The sequence below is a fragment of the Roseibium sp. ROS1 genome, from assembly GCF_054658215.1.
In genome coordinates, this window is sequence record NZ_BAAGIG010000003.1 from 1,122,745 (window position 1) to 1,138,009 (window position 15,265).

A 15,265-nucleotide genomic window follows, 5' to 3' on the forward strand; every position below is an offset into this window, starting at 1 on the left:
GAAATCACGCGGCCAGATATTTCGTGACACACCATGGCGAACCCTACCCATCTTCATCCCGGCCAAGCGTCAGCCCGAGCCAGGATCGGAGAGCCACCGGAGAACGACGCGGGCACGCGCACAAAAGGCAAGGCACGGACGCCCCGATCCCGGATCTCCGTTTCACTGTGACCGGGATGACAAGCCGAGAGGTGAGAAACTGGCCTCTACCGGTACACTTCGCTCTCACCGGGGAAGCTGCGGTCCTTGACCTCTTCCGAATAGGCTTTCACCGCTGCCTCGATCTGGCCGCCAAGATTGCCATAGACCTTGACGAATTTCGGCGGTGTCGGGTTAAGGCCGAGCATGTCTTCCAGCACCAGGATCTGACCGTCGCACTCCGCGGACGCTCCGATGCCGATGGTCGGGATCGCGATCTGTTTGGTGATCCTCGCCGCCAGCGGCTCGACCATGCCTTCCAGAACCAGCGCGAAAGCGCCTGCCTCGGCAACGGCCTTTGCGTCTTCCTCGTGGCTCGCCCAGCTCTCCTCGTCGCGCCCTTGCGTCTTGAAACCGCCCATGACGTTGACCGATTGGGGCGTCAGGCCGATGTGGGCCATCACCGGAATGCCCCGCTCGCTCAGGAAGCGGATGGTTTCGGCCATGCGGGCGCCACCTTCAAGCTTGACGGCCCCGCACTGGGTTTCCTTCATCACGCGGGCAGCGTTGCGGAAGGCCACCGACGGGCTTTCCTCATAGGTGCCAAACGGCATGTCGACCACCACCAGCGCCCGGCTGGTGCCGCGTACCACGGCCTTGCCGTGCATGATCATCAGTTCCAGCGAGACACCGACGGTGGATTCCATGCCGTGCATGACCATGCCGAGACTGTCACCCACCAGGATGAAATCGGCGTATTTGTCGACGATGGCCGCCGTATGTGCGTGATAGGAGGTCAGCGAGACAATGGGATCACCGCCCTTGCGGCGGGTGATCTGCGGGGCCGTGATGCGGCGAACGGGTTTCTGGGTGCTCATGCGGCGTCCTTTCAATAAGGGGCTTGAGACGGATTATCAGGTGGCGGGTGCAATCACCCGCTGGTCGATCAGGAGAACAGTGCCGAAGCGCACGGCCAACAGCACCACGGCCGGGCGGTCAAGTGTGCCGGATAGCTCTTCAAGGGTTTCCGCATCGCGAATGTCGACGCTTTCCACCTTTCCCGAGGGCGCTTCCCCAAGGCTTTTTCGGACAGCAGCTTCCAGCACCGAAATTTCCGGGGCCGATTTCGCGAGTTCCTCCGCAGCGCTGAGCGACCGGCTGAGCTGGACAGCGTCGGCCCGGTGCGCCGCCGTCAGGCGAACGTTGCGCGACGACATCGCGAGCCCGTCTTCCTCACGCACCGTCTTGTGCGGCACGATTTTCAGCGGCATGTCGAGATCACGGACCATCTGCCGGATCAAGGTCAGCTGCTGATAGTCTTTCTCGCCGAAGACGGCGAAATCCGGCGTGACAATGTTGAAGAGCTTGGTGACGACCGTAGAGACACCCCGGAAATGACCGGGCCTGAGAGCGCCCTGCAAAATGGCGGAGAGGCCCGGAACCTCAACGAAGGTATCTCCGCCGGCGCCGTACATTTCCTCAACGCTCGGCAGAAACACGGCGTCGGTGCCTTCCGCCTCCAGAAGTGCCAGATCACGCGCTTCATCACGCGGATAGGTCGACAGATCCTCATTGGCGCCAAACTGGGTGGGGTTGACGAAAATGGTGGCAACCACGCGGTCTGCCTTTTGTCGCGCCATGCGCACAAGGCCGAGATGGCCCTCATGCAAATAGCCCATTGTCGGCACCACCCCGACGGTTTCACCCGCGCGTTTCCAGCCTCGCACGGCATCGCGCATCTCCGCCTTCGTCCGGCAGATGATCATTTGTTTCATCCTCCCGCGACCCCGTTTCCCGCCCGGGGTTTCTTTTCGCAGGTGCAGCATAATGACGGCGAAACGAAAGTCCAGTGGGCAAAGAGGGGAACAGACCTTGCCAGGTGCCGCCTCCATGTCGTTTGGTGCATGCTGGATCCGCAGGCTGGGGAAGTCGATGGAGCCTGTCCGAACAAGAATAATAGCCGGCTCGCAAAGACCGGCTAAACGAGCAGTATTGCCAGGAGAGAAAAATAAAGAACCGCCTGAACCGACTGGTGATCTATTTTCCTGGCTATGATTTGCGTCCGGCCCGTTACTGCTTCCCGTTGCTCCGCAAGGAGTTCGACACCTTCCTGAAGATCCGGAAGGTGAACGGAGCCCTTTCCCAGCTCAGCGAAGGTCTTGATCCCGGCGGCACCACGGCCAGTTGGAGCGGGCATGTCGACTGGCCGGACAGCCGTGTCGAGACAACGTTTGTGCAGCTTGGCTGGCGGGACGTCATCAAGGCCGATTTTCGGCGCTCCTGGCCACGCACGATTGCAGATGCCATCCGGTCCTTCATGATGATCGCCCAGGCGGGCGGATATCGGGCTGCATTGAAAAGCAACTGGGCGCATGGGGTCTTCTGTCTTTATCCCCCCGTAGGACTGCTTCTCTATTTACTGGCCAGCCTGCTGCCACCCATTCTTCTGGCACCGGTCATTCTGCGCAATGTGGGCGCGGCGGTTCGGCAAGGCCATGCCGAAGAAATCGCCTGGTCCGTGTTGCTGGGAGGCAGCGCGGCGTGGATGCTCGCGGTTTACCTCCTCATGACCTGGCTGGAACCCAAGTCCTACTTCCGGTACCTGGTCAACAGCTGGCACTTCATGGCCCGGCTTGCCCGGAACAACCACCCCGAAATGCTTGCCCGTATCGAAGAAAGCGCCGACCTCATCGTTGCCGCAGCCGCAGAAGCGGACGAAGATACCGACCTGGTGTTCGTGTCGCACAGCTGCGGGACGTTCGTGGCGATCTACATTCTTGCAGCTGTCCTGCGCCGGCAGCCGGATATCGTTCGACGCCCCGGCGGCTTCTCTTTTGTCACGATGGGACCGGCGTTCGATTGCCTCGGCGGGTTCGGGGCGCAAGACGGCTTTGGCGATGCCATGACGGCGGTGGCACGGTCCGGTGTCGACTGGACGGATCTTTACGGTCCGCATGACCCGCTCTGCGGTGGCCGCACCACGCCTGTGGCGCGTTATGCGCACCAGAACAAATCGAGCGAGACGTTGCCGGAACCCAGACGGTACAGCGTGTGCATTCCGGACCGAATGACCGCAAAGAGGTTCCGTCACCTGCGCTTTCGCTTCTTTGCGCTTCACTTCAATTACTTTTTCGCCTCGGTGCGTCCGGGTCTTTTCGACTTCTACCGCCTGACCCTTGGCCCCAAACGGGCCGTAGACCAGCTCAAGGCCTGGGACAAGGGGCGGGATTAACGGGCCTCGACGCGCGCTCCTAGCCCGGGACCCAGGTTCCGTGCAGGCCCTGCGGCACCCGTTGCGGCAGACGCAGTCGGACGATCGGTTCGTCGCCGACCCCTTCAGCGTCCAGGAGCACGAATTCGCTCGTCTGCGTTTCGGGATCATAGAGATAGGTTGCCAGCCAGCCGGCAGTTTCGGCCTCACCACGCGGAATGAACACAGCTTCACCGGCGATACGGTTGCCGAAGTCATGAGCGCTGACGTCCCCGGTTTCCGTATCGATCCGCAACAGGCAGTTGAATGTCGCCGATGCGCCGTTTCCGCCGGTCAACGTGTCGGTCAGGGTCGGGAAATAGACATAGCGTGCTGCAAGCGCATTCCTGCGGTCATCGATCCTCGGGAACTCCGCCACCTTGTCGAACCAGGCCTGCTCACGCACTCGGCCCGTTCCCGTGTCCAGCACCAGGCGCTGAAGTGTCGGCGGCTGGGTGTTGGGTTCGCCATACCCAAGATAGAGTTTCTGGTGACGCACATAGTCGATGACGATGTCGCTGCCGCGCTCGAAACCGTTGGCAAAGTGGAAGACGAAAAACGGCTCGGCCTCGTACCAGGTCACAGCACCACCATCCAGCGGCTGCACGGCAATGCGCGTTCCCATCTCCGGCTTCCATTGCAGCATGGATCCGCCGGACATCATCGCTTCCATGTCGAAAACCAGCGGGCCGATCAGCAGCACCAGATGGCGCTCGGTCAGCACGAAGTCGTGGATCATGCTCGGCGCTGCCAGGGTGATGTCGAAGCTTCGGCGCAGCTTGCCGTCGCGGCCAACGTGATGAAGCGTGACCGTGGGCGAGGCGAAGTCGTAACTGAGGGCATAGAGATCGCCGGTAACCGGATGAACCCTGTTGTGTGCCCCCATCAGGATCGGCGCATCGGTGCCTGCCGTCCAGGGGCCGCGCGTTTCCAGGTCCAGGCCGATCTCCCAGGCCGGTTCGCACTCGCCAAGGGCGAGCAACTGGCCGCCATGCTGCATCACGCCAATGAAGGCGGACGCCTTGAAAGGATTGTCCGGATCGTCCTCCGGCCCCAGCAAGGCAGGATCAACAGGGCGCGGCGTCATCACGCCGCCGAAGACCGCGTGACCTGCCTGATGCTCGATCTCGAAACCGCGGGTGCGCACATAGCGATTGCGGTAGCTCGCCTTTCCGCCTTCAAAGCGGATCGCGTGCAACATGCCGTCGCCTTCCAGCGGATAATTGTAGGAGACGGGCTCATAGCGAGGGTTGGGGCCGTTGCGGATATATGTTCCCAGCAGATCTTCCGGAATGCGCCCGGAGATCACTTCCAGCCCCTCCGCATCGATCTCGCTGCCGATTGGCGCAAAATTGCCGGTCAGATGCGGATCGGCCGACTGCCAGGCGATTGTTTCCGTGATGCGTTCCCGGCTCATACACATCTCCCCCTCACCGCAGCGAAAATCCCCGCGTCAGGATGAAGGATTGCCGGAACCATCATGGGGGTCAACTGCGGCGGACCCGCTGTCCACCGCGTGGGGCAAAATGCTGTCGTTGAAATTTCTGATTTTCCCTAGGCCGGCTGGTCGCCAGGGAAGCGGACCGGCTGCAAGAGTTCGATGATCTCGCCGGCCGGCCCTTCAAAGATTGCGTTGCGGACCCGCACTTCGGGTTGGCCAAGTGTCAGTGCTTCCGGGCCGTGCAGATGCCTCGCACCGGCTTCGACAATCCGCACGCAAGCCTGATCAAGATCCGTCACGCTCAAGCAGAGATGTGCGAGCGCACCTGTCGAAATCTTTTGCCCTTGCTGCGCACCAACACCTTGCATCGGGATCTCGGCCCTCAGGTCGAACAATTCGATCCAGCTTTTCCTGTCGGGTGCCTGCATCATTATCGCGCGATCGATGCCATAGCTCGGCAGTCTCCAGTCGTGCACCTGATGGAAACCGATTTCCTCATAAAAGGAAACAGAACGCTGAAGGTCCGGGGAGCGGATCGCAGAGTGATGAAATCCGGTGAAAACTTGTACTGACATCGCGTGGTCTCCATGTTTCGGGAGACACCTATCGGAGTTTCCCGCGCATGGACCAGTCTGACAATTTTGACACAGCCCGCCGGACCTGGTCGACGATCCAGGAGCGAAACCGAGGGAACCTCCACGGATGGTGTGATCTTGCAGCCGGCCTCCAGACCGTGAGCGGACAGTGGAAAGCGTCGATCCTGATTGTGCTGTCCGAGAAGGATAGCGGCCTACCGGACATTCAGCGCCGCCTAGAATTTGCAAGCCGTCGAGTGCTCGTTCGAGCAATGCGCGAACTTGAAAAAGATGGGTTGGTGTCCCGATCGGCACAGGTTGCAACCGGCTATTCATTGACACGCGATGGCCTCGCCCTGGTGCCAATTCTGCGGCACCTTGCGGATTGGAACGCCGCACGGGCGGGCTGATTACAAGAAGTCGATACTCAATGAATTGACGCTTGAACTGCCCTGCGTCTTAAACCGCTGCAATTGCCAGAAAATCTGTGAAGTCAGGTCGGTTTGAAGGGTCTGCAAAACTGTCCTTCGGGATCAGGACGTGCCTCGCTCCTGCGCCACGGGATGCAGGAATGCTTCGAGTTCCCTCCCTCCACAACCTTTGATCGAATTCGCCTAAGTCTCCTTGTCGATTGAATAGATTGGCATTCTTTCCACAGGCCCGGGATATTAACTAATGCAAAGAAGCTCCCTTTACACGCTTCACGCGATACGGGAGTTTGCGCTGGGGGCATTCATTCTCGACAGACTCATTTGAGAGGTCAGATGCGGATTCTGAGATTGTTGCTTGCAGGCCTGGTCATCGTCGCCGCCGGGTTTGTGATTGCAGGGGAGCAGTTGTCAGGCACCAGCGCAGATGCGGTTATCAATGCAAGGCTCACAACGGTACGGGCGCCGACAGCCGGACAACTGACGCTGGAGCACCGGCTGCTCGGATCGTCTGTTGCAGAGGGTGAACAACTGGGGTCGATCGATGATCCCCTTGTCGACAACATCTACCTTAACGACATGATCCGCGAAAAGGCGTTTGCGACAGCCGAGGTTGACCGGCTGTCGACCGTGATAGCCGCGATCGAACAGTCCGTCAGTGATTTGCAGGCGAGATCGGAGCGCTATCAGCAGCAGCGGATCCTGCAGCTTCAAGCGGAGCTGCGTGCCTTGACCTTCGAAATCGGCGCTGCCGAAGCCAGGGGGGATGAGGCGGAGGCAGCTTTCCAGCGCTCTAAACAGCTGACAGATCGCGGCCTGGAGGCTTCAGCCTCCTTCGAGCGGATCAGAGCGACGCAAAGGGTTGCAGCGCAGGATCTGGAAAGTGCACGCCAACGGGCGGCCGTTGTCGAGATCGAACTGCAGGCGGCTCAAGACGGAACGTTTCTGGGCGATGGTTACAATGATGCTCCTTACTCCGAACAACGCATTTCGGAACTGACACTGGAACAATCCGAAAACCAGGCCTTGCTCAATGCGGAAAAGGAAAAGGCAAAGGCCTTGGACAATCGCATCAATGTCGAGCGGCTGAGAGTGAACCGGCTGGCCTCCTCGAAACTCATTTCGAACGTCGACGGAACCGTTTGGGAAGTGCTGACGGCAAACGGCGAGACGGTTGAACGAGGCGAGCCATTGATGCGCCTGGTGAATTGCACCTCCACGATCATCACCTTGAGTGTCGCGGAATCCGTCTATAACCGCCTCAAGATCGGAGACCTTGCCAAGTTTCGCGTGAGCAACGACCAGAAGGTTCTGGAGGGTACGATCACGCGTCTGGCCGGTTCCGGAGCAGAGACGATTTATCGAAACCTTGCCGTTGCGCCCAGCGAAAGACACCTGCAGCGCTTCGACGTGACGCTTGTCGTGCCCGCAATCCGCGAAGATCCGGCACTTGCCTGTGCGATCGGGAGAACGGGCCGGGTTTTCTTCGAAGCAAGACCTCTCGATTTCCTGCGCACTCTCTGGCTCTGAGATGTTCCCGGTCCTTTACCTAAGCGACACCGTTTCCAGCATCGTGCAGCTCAACCTTGTGCTGGCGCTTGGAATGCTTGTTCCTTTGCTTCTGTCCCGGGAAAAAACCTGGCACAGGGCTCTGCTCTTTGCAGTCTGCGCCGTGCTGACCGCGCGATATCTGTATTGGCGCGCCGCCTACACGCTCGCACCGCTGGACTTGACCTTCGACTGCCTCGCAAGCTGGTCCTTCTTCGCAATCGAATGCGCAGCGTGCCTGTCCTCGCTCAGTGCGTTTCTTATCCTGTCGAGGCACCGCGACCGCAAGCAGGAGGCGGACCGGCAGCAAGACTGGTGGGAACCGGAACCCGCTCCAAAGGTGGCGGTTCTCATTCCCACCTACAACGAAGAGCGGGACGTTCTGGAACGAACGATCGTTGGAGCACTTGCCCTCGATTATCCGGATTTCAGCGTCCATGTGCTTGATGACAGCAGACGCGACTGGCTGAAGGACTACTGTGTCGCGCAAGGGGTTACGTATGTCAGCAGGCCCGAAAACACGGGGGCCAAGGCAGGCAACATGAACCATGCGCTTCGCCAAATGGCCGAAGAAGATACAGCGCCCAGTTTCATTGCCGTCCTTGATGCAGACTTCGTTCCACACAGCAATTTCCTGAAAAGAACGGTCGCTCTTCTCAAGGATGAAAAGGTTGGACTGGTTCAAACGCCGCAACATTTCTTCAACTCGGATCCGATCCAGCACAATCTCGGCCTCAGCCGGTCCTATCCGGACGAACAACGCTTTTTCTTCGACTACCTGCAGCCGTCGCGCGATGCCTGGGGCATTGCCTTTTGTTGCGGAACCTCTTCCGTCATCCGCTGGAACGCGCTTCAGAAGATCGGATGGTTTTCGACGGAAAGCATCACCGAGGATTTCCTTCTGACGCTTTGCCTGAAGGACGCCGGTTACAACACGGTCTACCTGAATGAAGCCCTTTCCGAGGGCCTCGCACCGGAAGGTCTCAAGGAATACATCAGCCAGCGCGCCAGATGGTGCCTCGGCATGATGCAGATCGCCCGCAGCCGGTTCGGCCCCTTTTCCAACAATCGCTTGGGACTTGCCGATCGGTGGAGCGTGATCGACAGCGTGCTTTACTGGACGACCAACTTTCCGTTCCGGATCGCAATCCTCGTCTACCCGCTGCTCTACTGGTACTTCAACATCATGGTCGTCGATGCGACCTTGCAGGAAGTGCTGCGCTATTTCGGCACCTATTACCTCTGGATCCTGATCACCTTGAACTTTGTGTCCGGAGGCCTGGTCGTTCCGATCGTCAACGACATCAGCCAGCTGCTCGGCGCAGTGCCGATTACCAGGGCCGCCTTCACGGGACTGTTCTTTCCGAAGGGACATCCCTTCTCGGTGACCGCAAAAGGCGGCGACAGAAGCCGGGTGGTCGTTCAGTGGCGCTTGATTGGCCTCTTCGGCACGTTCTTCCTGCTGACCATTATCGGCTTGCTGCTCGGCATCATCTCCGACCACTTTGCGTATAATGACGCAGGCGATGGCAAGCTCGTGATCATGTTCTGGACGTTCTACAACCTGATTGTCCTTGGCGTGACGATGATTGTCTGCGTGGAGCTTCCCAGGCGCGAGATCCATTTCCAGGACAAACCCGAACGGGCCATTCTTCATTCAGACATTGGCAGAACCCGGGTCTGGATCGTGGGATTGACTCAGAACTCCGTCAGGATCCGTGGTGCGTCGATACCCGACGATACCCCGGTCCGGATCGAAATCGACGGTGTTGGCATCGTCAATGCCATCGTGACGATGCCGGACGACGACGGCGCCCGCCTCCTGCTGGAACCGCAACCGGAACAGCATGAAGCCCTGCTACGCCGCTTCTACACCACGGGAGAAGCCCCGGGCGTAACCAAAACCCGGTACCGCGCGTTGCTTGGTGACCTTGCACAAAGACTGTCAGCGCCACAACGCTGACAGCACAAGATCTTACGACTGCATCTTGTTTTGTAACCGTGCGACAGCCGCGCTCAGCACGCTCGCTTCCGCCGTGGTCCTTGCTTCATAGGGGTAGATGTCCTCACCGCGCATGACAGCCCTGGCGGTTTTTGCAAGTTTGCGAAAAGGCCGAACGAAAATCAGGATGAACAAGGCCGTAAGAGCGGCAAGGACGATGCCGAGGGTAACGAAGTAGACGATGAAAAGGCTCGTGAATTCGCCGATGGGGTGCGCAGTGTTGTTAATGCGCGCGATCATGCTCCAGCCGAATGCGGGCAGGTCCGCATAGCCGAGCACCGGGATCACGGTCGTGAAGTAAGTTGCGCCATCCGGCCATTTCTCCACCCCGGTTTGCCGGGCACCGGTCATTGCGGACCGAAAACTCTGCAGCTTGTCGATCGGCTCGGAAAGGCCATCTGTTCGTGCAACAATGTTCCCTGTCCGGTCGATCACATAGACATCCAGCCCCATGGAATGGGCGGTTTCAGTCAGATACTGCTCGACCCAGTGGTGATTGATATGGAAGGCCAACACCCCTTCGACCGACCCGAATTCATCCGTTACAGGCGTTGCCATATCGAGAAAGCGCCTCGGCTCGTTTCCGATGGGAGGCAGCAGCTCCGCCAGAAGAACGGCCGGATGAACATCCCCGGCGAAATCTCCGCCAAGGCCGTTCGTGAACCACGGACGAGAAGAAACATCGGCGCCTTCCAGCATGCCGGACGAGGCCGTCTGGACCTTTCCATCGACCGACGCAAGACCGGCCCAGGAGATACGCTCCTTTTCGGCGACGATCAGATCCAATGCTGTTCTGACGGCAGGCTCGCCGCGCCCTGTCATCTCAACCGCAACAAGCCGAAGATTGCGCCAATCCTGGTGAAGTTCCCGGGCAAAATCCAGCCCTACACCCCTGGCCCTGACCGAGACTGCTTCCGCAAGTGCAGCGTCGCGGCTTTCCTTCAGCCGCTGGCCGACGAACGACCAGGCACTGAGCACCGCGATCACACCTCCAAGTGCAACAAAACCACATATGGCCACCACCAAGGAGGGGTAGCCAGTTCTGGCACGCTTCTCCGTCATCAATCACTCCTCATCCCACGGAAAGTGAATCAGACACAGCGAATAGGGGAAATTGTGTGACACCCACGACCACCGATAGTGGGTAACAATGCTTGGCAGGCGGTTTCAGGCTCGATGGTTAAGGGGTTCTTGCCAGACTGATTAAAATTCGCCCTGTCGTGGAGGCTGGCGAACTAGGTAATAATGGCAGCGTCGCTACACATGGATCCATCAGGCAGTCACTCCGCCAATGCCCTCCACCACAAGACGCAGAATCTTGCGAATGTCTGCCTCTGGAACCACGCCAGCCTGCAAACCGTTCAGCATGGCTTGTCCATAGACACCCAGTACGATCAGGGCCATGAATTCCGGTCCTTCATCCTTGCGGATCAACCCCTGGGCCTGGCCGAGAGCCAGGATGTCCCGCACGAGCCCCTGAAACGAAGGGCGGTCTGACGGTGGCTCGAGGGTAGGTCTTTGGGCCGGCACCAGTGCAAGCCGCGCCACTGCGGGGTTGGCCATGCACCAATGGGCACTGTCTATCAACACCGCCTCGAGCAACGTTACCGCATGTTGCCCCTCGGCCATGCGGTCACGATAGTCTGTGTCCCGGGCTTCCACCCGCGCTATGAGGCTGTGAGCAATGTCTTCCTTCGACCCGAAGAGATTATAGACGGTCTTGCGCGTCAGACCTGCGCGCTCGGCAATCACATGAACCGTAGCCCCTTCGAACCCAAGTTCGCGAAACGCGATTTCCGCAGCATCGAGGATGAGTGCGCGCGAGCGCTCGGTGCGTTTCAGACTTGTCATTTTTATACTCTAGTGTAATTTTACACTCGTGTAAATAAATGGAGCCAGGCGATGCTCAAGGAATTCGGACCGGAAATCTGGATTGCGGAAGGCCCGACAGTGAGAGCCGCTGCCGCATTTCACTATCCCACGCGCATGGCGATTATCCGCCTTTCCAGCGAAGGGTTAGTCGTCTGGTCGCCCGTTGCCTTTTCTCCGGAGCTCGGTTGTGCCGTCGATGCGCTCGGCACGGTCCGATACATCGTTCCGCCGAACAGTCTGCATGACACCTTCCTTGCCGAATGGCAGCAGGCCTATCCCGACGCCGAAATTCTCGCACCACCGGGTCTTCGAAAAAAGCGACCTGACCTTGTCTTCGCTGGCGAACTCGCTGGCATCACGGTGCCCGGCTGGCAGGCAGAGATTGATGTCGTGGTGGTTCCAGGAAACCGGATTACCAGCGAAGCCGTATTGTTCCACCGGGCCAGTGGCACGGCTATCTTCGCGGATCTGCTGCAGCAGTTTTCACCCGGCTGGTTCAAGGGATGGCGTGCCCTGGTTGCTCGCCTCGACCTGATGACAAGGCAAACGCCTTCCGTTCCCCGGAAATTCCGGCTCGCTTTCACGAACCGGGATGCCGCCCGGTTTGCCGTGCGGCAAATCTTGGACTGGCCCAGCAAGAGGGTTCTGATCGCGCACGGCACCCCGGTGTCCGAAAACGGCCAGGCCTTTCTCCGGGATGCCTTCCGCTGGCTGATCAAATCGTGAGGTCCAGAGACATTGCGCAAAACTCAGCTGGGTCTAGCCCTCTCTAAAACGCCCCGTCATATGCCCGCCGCTCTATCCGGCAGGCCAGCAGGGTGAAACCTTCGCGGGCGAGCGCGTCCTCGGCCTCACGGTGCAAAGTCTCTGCGTCCTCCACCCACACCCCGTGGCCGCCATAGGCTCTGGCGACGGCCGGGAAGTCGGTTTCGCCGAAATCGACCCCCACATTCGGGCGTTGGCTGGAGCGCTGTTTCAACTCGATCAGCGACAGGCTTGTGTCGACCAGCACACAGATGATGACGGGTATCTTGAGGTCACGCAGGGTGGAAAGTTCACCGAGGCACATTTCCAGACCTGCGTCGCCAACAAAGGCAATCACAGGGGACGCCCCTTCAACCACGCGATGGCCCATGGCCAGCGGCACGGCGCAGCCCATGGTGCAGAGCGCGGAAGACTGCAGCATCTGACGAGGCATCGGACAGCGCCAGATCTGGCTGACAAGAATGCGGTGAGCACCGCTGTCGGCGGTTGCCACCGTGTCGGCCGGCAAGGCCGCGCGCAGCGTGTGGAAGACCGTGCCCGGGCCCCAGCCGGACGCTTCCGGTGCGAAGGCCTTGTCCAGCTCGGCCCGGACGGCGGCGGGCTCTCCTTCTGGCCAGGAGGGCTTTGCCGGCTGGCGCGCAGCGCCCAATAGATCAAGCGCCGGCTGCACGGCACTGCGCAGCGTTGACCGTACACTGTGCATGCCATGGGTGCGCAGCACCGGGGTGATGTCGACCACGGGCGCGTCGGCATCCCACGGATTGCGCCAGTTGATGCGCATCTCGATGGGGTCGTAGCCGAGCAGTAGAATGCAGTCGCTCTTGTTGATGAGCGGCAGCAGCAGGCCATCGGCCTTGGGTGAGAGGCCGGCTCCGCCAAGGGCAAGCGGATTGTTTTCGTCAAGCAGGCCCTTGCCCTTGTAGCTGGTGACAAGGGGGATTTGAAACGCTTCGCAGAATTCGGAAATTGCAGCCGAAGCTGCCTCGTTGACGGCATCGACACCGGCGATCGCAATCGGCCGTTCAGCCTTTCTGAAAAGGTCCTGCGCAGTGTCGAGATCCGGGCCGGGCACCGGTGCGGTTGCGACCGGTGAAGACTGGAACACACGGCTCCAGGCTTCCTGTGTGTCCCCCTCGGCAACACGGATCGGTACGTCGATGTGCACCGGGCCAGGCTGGCCGTCGAGCGCAATGGCCAGTGCCTTTTCCATCATCACGTCCAGAGCGCCCAGGCGAGCAGAGAAGCTGGCCTTGACGATGGGGCGCAGCAACTGCTGATGATCGAACACCTGGTGGGTGTAGCTTTCCGCCTCTCCCTGATCGACACACCCGGTGAGGAAGATCAGCGGCACCCGGTCCTGCCAGGCATTGGCAACGACGTTGACCGCATTAGCCGCCCCCGGCCCGAGCGTTGCCAGAAGCACGCCTGGCGCGCCGTCGGCATGCCAGCCGCCTTCGGCCATGAAGCCACCCGCATTCTCGTGCTTCACCAGCACGAAGTTGAGGCCCGCCTCGTCCAGCGCCTGCATGAGGGCTAGCACCTCGCCGCCCGGAATGCCGAAGGCGTGACGGCAGCCTGCCGCGTGAAGTTTGCCTGCGATGATATCCGCACCGGTGGTCATTTGCTGCTGTGTCCTTCAGTCGCCGGGTCTGGCGGGGTTGGGCCGAGGTCAAGAACGCCTCTGCAGGCAAGATCGGAAAGGGTGTCTGCACCAAGTCCGAGCAGACGGGTCAGAACATCCGCAGTATCCGCTCCCACAAGCGGTGGCGCGCTGCGGTAGGCAACCGGCGTCTTTTCCAGGTTGATGGGCGAGCCGATCAGATCGACTTCGCCGCCAAGTGGATGCGGCAGGGTGATGCGCATCTGGCGCGCCAGCACCTGCGGATCGGCAAAAACCTGTTCCAGATCGTTCACCGGGCCGCAGGGAACGCCTTCAGCTTCAAGCTCGGCAATCCACTCTGCCGCGGTCTTTTCAATAGTCAGACGGCGGATCTTCGGGACCAGCTCCGCACGGTTGCGCACCCGGTCGGCATTTCTGGCATAACGCGGATCTGCGGCCAGTTCCGGCGCACCGGCAACCTTGCAGAACTTGCCGAACTGGCTGTCATTGCCAACCGCCAGAATGAAGGACTGGTCGCTTGCCGGGAAAGTCTCGTAGGGAACGATGGTGGGATGGCCGTTGCCGAGGCGGCCCGGCACCTTGCCGGAGGTAAGATAGGCCACACCCTGGTTGATCAGCCAGGAGACCTGGGCATCCAGCAGCGAGATGTCGATGGACTGACCTTCTCCGGTGCTGTTGCGGTGGTTAAGTGCAGCGAGGACGGAGACGGTCGCATACATCCCGCACATGACGTCGGCGATGCCGACGCCGCATTTGGTTTCCGTACCGCCGTCCTCATCCGCAAAGCCTGTCAGCGACATGATCCCGCCCATGCCCTGGATCAGGAAATCATATCCTGCCCGCTGTGCGTAGGGGCCGGTCTGTCCGAAGCCGGTTATGGAACAGTATATCAGGCGCGGGTTGCGAACCTTCAGCGTGTCATAGTCAAGTCCGCGCCGCTTCAGGTCACCGACCTTGAAGTTCTCCACCAGAATGTCGGCCTTTGCCGCCAGATCGGCAATCAGCTGCTGCCCTTCGGGGCTGGCGAGATCAATGGCGACGGACGCCTTGTTGCGATTGGAGGAAAGGTAGTAGGCGCTTTCGCCGGTCTCCCTGCCCTCACCATCTTTCAGGAAGGGCGGTCCCCAACCGCGCGTGTCGTCCCCCCGGCCCGGCCGTTCGATCTTGATCACCTCCGCACCGAGATCGCCCAGGATCTGGGTACAGGTCGGTCCGGCGAGAATGCGGGAAAGATCGAGGACAACAAGGCCGGACAAGGCGCCGGATGCGGCAGGAGACGGCTGGGACAAGGCTCACCTTCAAAATGACGTTTCCCGGTAAAGGCCACAGGCTGATGGGCGCCGTCAACAAGCCAGCATCAGCCCCCCGGACAAGCCGCCTCACTTTCTCGTTAGAAAACGAGAAGGAGAGGCGTTCGGAAAAGAACGTCTGGCAGGCAGAGGAATGGCCCAGACCGGGCAAAGGGAGTGTCGGGATCAACACACCTAAGTGCCAGGAGAAGCGGTTGCGAGACAATTGATGCCCTGGAAACGAGTAGGCCCCGGGTCTCGCGGTGCTCGCCCGGGAGGACGACGGAGAGGGTTTTCCTGCGGCAGGTCAGTTTCCAACCCTATGAATATCCAACC

13 protein-coding genes are annotated in these 15,265 nt (G+C 60.1%); 5 read left to right on the forward strand and 8 right to left on the reverse strand.

Going from position 1 to position 15,265, the window contains the following annotated elements:
• Nucleotides 1-206: 206 nt before the first annotated feature.
• Nucleotides 207-1,016 carry a 3-methyl-2-oxobutanoate hydroxymethyltransferase gene (panB, locus tag ACYQ6M_RS21310; protein WP_206908745.1) on the reverse strand — a complete coding sequence of 270 codons (810 nt, stop codon included), beginning with the start codon at nucleotides 1,014-1,016 and terminating at the stop codon, nucleotides 207-209.
• A 36-nt stretch (nucleotides 1,017-1,052) separates the two neighbouring features.
• A complete protein-coding gene (gene panC / locus ACYQ6M_RS21315) occupies nucleotides 1,053-1,904 on the reverse strand; it encodes a pantoate--beta-alanine ligase (protein WP_460075421.1) in 852 nt (283 codons plus the stop codon).
• A gap of 266 nt (nucleotides 1,905-2,170) precedes the next feature.
• Here panC and ACYQ6M_RS21320 point away from each other — a divergent pair, with 266 nt between their 5' ends.
• Entirely contained in the window at nucleotides 2,171-3,370 is a 1,200-nt protein-coding gene (locus tag ACYQ6M_RS21320) for a hypothetical protein (protein ID WP_460075423.1), read from the forward strand.
• Between the two features lie 19 nt (nucleotides 3,371-3,389).
• Here the strand turns inward: ACYQ6M_RS21320 and ACYQ6M_RS21325 are convergent, their stop codons facing one another.
• Both ACYQ6M_RS21325 and ACYQ6M_RS21330 read right to left on the reverse strand, forming a co-directional pair.
• Nucleotides 3,390-4,805 carry a carotenoid oxygenase family protein gene (locus ACYQ6M_RS21325; RefSeq protein ID WP_460075424.1) on the reverse strand — a complete coding sequence of 472 codons (1,416 nt, stop codon included), beginning with the start codon at nucleotides 4,803-4,805 and terminating at the stop codon, nucleotides 3,390-3,392.
• A gap of 137 nt (nucleotides 4,806-4,942) precedes the next feature.
• Entirely contained in the window at nucleotides 4,943-5,404 is a 462-nt protein-coding gene (locus ACYQ6M_RS21330; protein ID WP_460075426.1) for a VOC family protein, read from the reverse strand.
• A 47-nt stretch (nucleotides 5,405-5,451) separates the two neighbouring features.
• Here ACYQ6M_RS21330 and ACYQ6M_RS21335 point away from each other — a divergent pair, with 47 nt between their 5' ends.
• From ACYQ6M_RS21335 to ACYQ6M_RS21345, 3 genes are all read left to right on the forward strand, one after another.
• A complete protein-coding gene (locus ACYQ6M_RS21335) occupies nucleotides 5,452-5,814 on the forward strand; it encodes a winged helix-turn-helix transcriptional regulator (RefSeq protein ID WP_055657375.1) in 363 nt (120 codons plus the stop codon).
• Between the two features lie 354 nt (nucleotides 5,815-6,168).
• Nucleotides 6,169-7,362 carry an HlyD family secretion protein gene (locus ACYQ6M_RS21340; protein WP_022999655.1) on the forward strand — a complete coding sequence of 398 codons (1,194 nt, stop codon included), beginning with the start codon at nucleotides 6,169-6,171 and terminating at the stop codon, nucleotides 7,360-7,362.
• A 1-nt stretch (nucleotide 7,363) separates the two neighbouring features.
• Nucleotides 7,364-9,343, forward strand: a complete 1,980-nt coding sequence (locus ACYQ6M_RS21345; RefSeq protein WP_460075429.1) for a glycosyltransferase family 2 protein — start codon at nucleotides 7,364-7,366, stop codon at nucleotides 9,341-9,343.
• 12 nt (nucleotides 9,344-9,355) lie between these two features.
• Here the strand turns inward: ACYQ6M_RS21345 and ACYQ6M_RS21350 are convergent, their stop codons facing one another.
• Both ACYQ6M_RS21350 and ACYQ6M_RS21355 read right to left on the reverse strand, forming a co-directional pair.
• Nucleotides 9,356-10,444, reverse strand: a complete 1,089-nt coding sequence (locus ACYQ6M_RS21350) for a cache domain-containing protein (RefSeq protein WP_460075430.1) — start codon at nucleotides 10,442-10,444, stop codon at nucleotides 9,356-9,358.
• Between the two features lie 210 nt (nucleotides 10,445-10,654).
• A complete protein-coding gene (locus ACYQ6M_RS21355; protein WP_460075432.1) occupies nucleotides 10,655-11,233 on the reverse strand; it encodes a TetR/AcrR family transcriptional regulator in 579 nt (192 codons plus the stop codon).
• A 51-nt stretch (nucleotides 11,234-11,284) separates the two neighbouring features.
• Here ACYQ6M_RS21355 and ACYQ6M_RS21360 point away from each other — a divergent pair, with 51 nt between their 5' ends.
• On the forward strand, nucleotides 11,285-11,980 hold the full coding sequence (locus tag ACYQ6M_RS21360; RefSeq protein WP_460075434.1) for a DUF4336 domain-containing protein: 696 nt from the start codon (nucleotides 11,285-11,287) through the stop codon (nucleotides 11,978-11,980).
• Between the two features lie 43 nt (nucleotides 11,981-12,023).
• On the opposite strand, the gene ACYQ6M_RS21365 is transcribed toward ACYQ6M_RS21360, so the two are convergent.
• Entirely contained in the window at nucleotides 12,024-13,640 is a 1,617-nt protein-coding gene (locus tag ACYQ6M_RS21365; protein WP_460075436.1) for a thiamine pyrophosphate-binding protein, read from the reverse strand.
• Nucleotides 13,637-14,929, reverse strand: coding sequence for a CaiB/BaiF CoA transferase family protein (locus ACYQ6M_RS21370; protein ID WP_460075439.1), 1,293 nt, complete (start codon nucleotides 14,927-14,929; stop codon nucleotides 13,637-13,639). Before ACYQ6M_RS21370 ends, ACYQ6M_RS21365 begins: the two co-directional genes overlap by 4 nt.
• Nucleotides 14,930-15,265: the final 336 nt, after the last annotated feature.

What these genes read in the sequence shown, in the direction of transcription:
- ACYQ6M_RS21350 (WP_460075430.1), bottom strand. Translation starts at nt 10,444, where the DNA reads ATGACGGAGAAGCGTGCCAGAACTGGCTACCCCTCCTTGGTGGTGGCC.
- panB (WP_206908745.1), bottom strand. Translation starts at nt 1,016, where the DNA reads ATGAGCACCCAGAAACCCGTTCGCCGCATCACGGCCCCGCAGATCACC.
- ACYQ6M_RS21325 (WP_460075424.1), bottom strand. Translation starts at nt 4,805, where the DNA reads ATGAGCCGGGAACGCATCACGGAAACAATCGCCTGGCAGTCGGCCGAT.
- ACYQ6M_RS21340 (WP_022999655.1), top strand. Translation starts at nt 6,169, where the DNA reads ATGCGGATTCTGAGATTGTTGCTTGCAGGCCTGGTCATCGTCGCCGCC.
- ACYQ6M_RS21335 (WP_055657375.1), top strand. Translation starts at nt 5,452, where the DNA reads ATGGACCAGTCTGACAATTTTGACACAGCCCGCCGGACCTGGTCGACG.
- ACYQ6M_RS21360 (WP_460075434.1), top strand. Translation starts at nt 11,285, where the DNA reads ATGCTCAAGGAATTCGGACCGGAAATCTGGATTGCGGAAGGCCCGACA.
- ACYQ6M_RS21345 (WP_460075429.1), top strand. Translation starts at nt 7,364, where the DNA reads ATGTTCCCGGTCCTTTACCTAAGCGACACCGTTTCCAGCATCGTGCAG.
- panC (WP_460075421.1), bottom strand. Translation starts at nt 1,904, where the DNA reads ATGATCATCTGCCGGACGAAGGCGGAGATGCGCGATGCCGTGCGAGGC.
- ACYQ6M_RS21330 (WP_460075426.1), bottom strand. Translation starts at nt 5,404, where the DNA reads ATGTCAGTACAAGTTTTCACCGGATTTCATCACTCTGCGATCCGCTCC.
- ACYQ6M_RS21365 (WP_460075436.1), bottom strand. Translation starts at nt 13,640, where the DNA reads ATGACCACCGGTGCGGATATCATCGCAGGCAAACTTCACGCGGCAGGC.
- ACYQ6M_RS21355 (WP_460075432.1), bottom strand. Translation starts at nt 11,233, where the DNA reads ATGACAAGTCTGAAACGCACCGAGCGCTCGCGCGCACTCATCCTCGAT.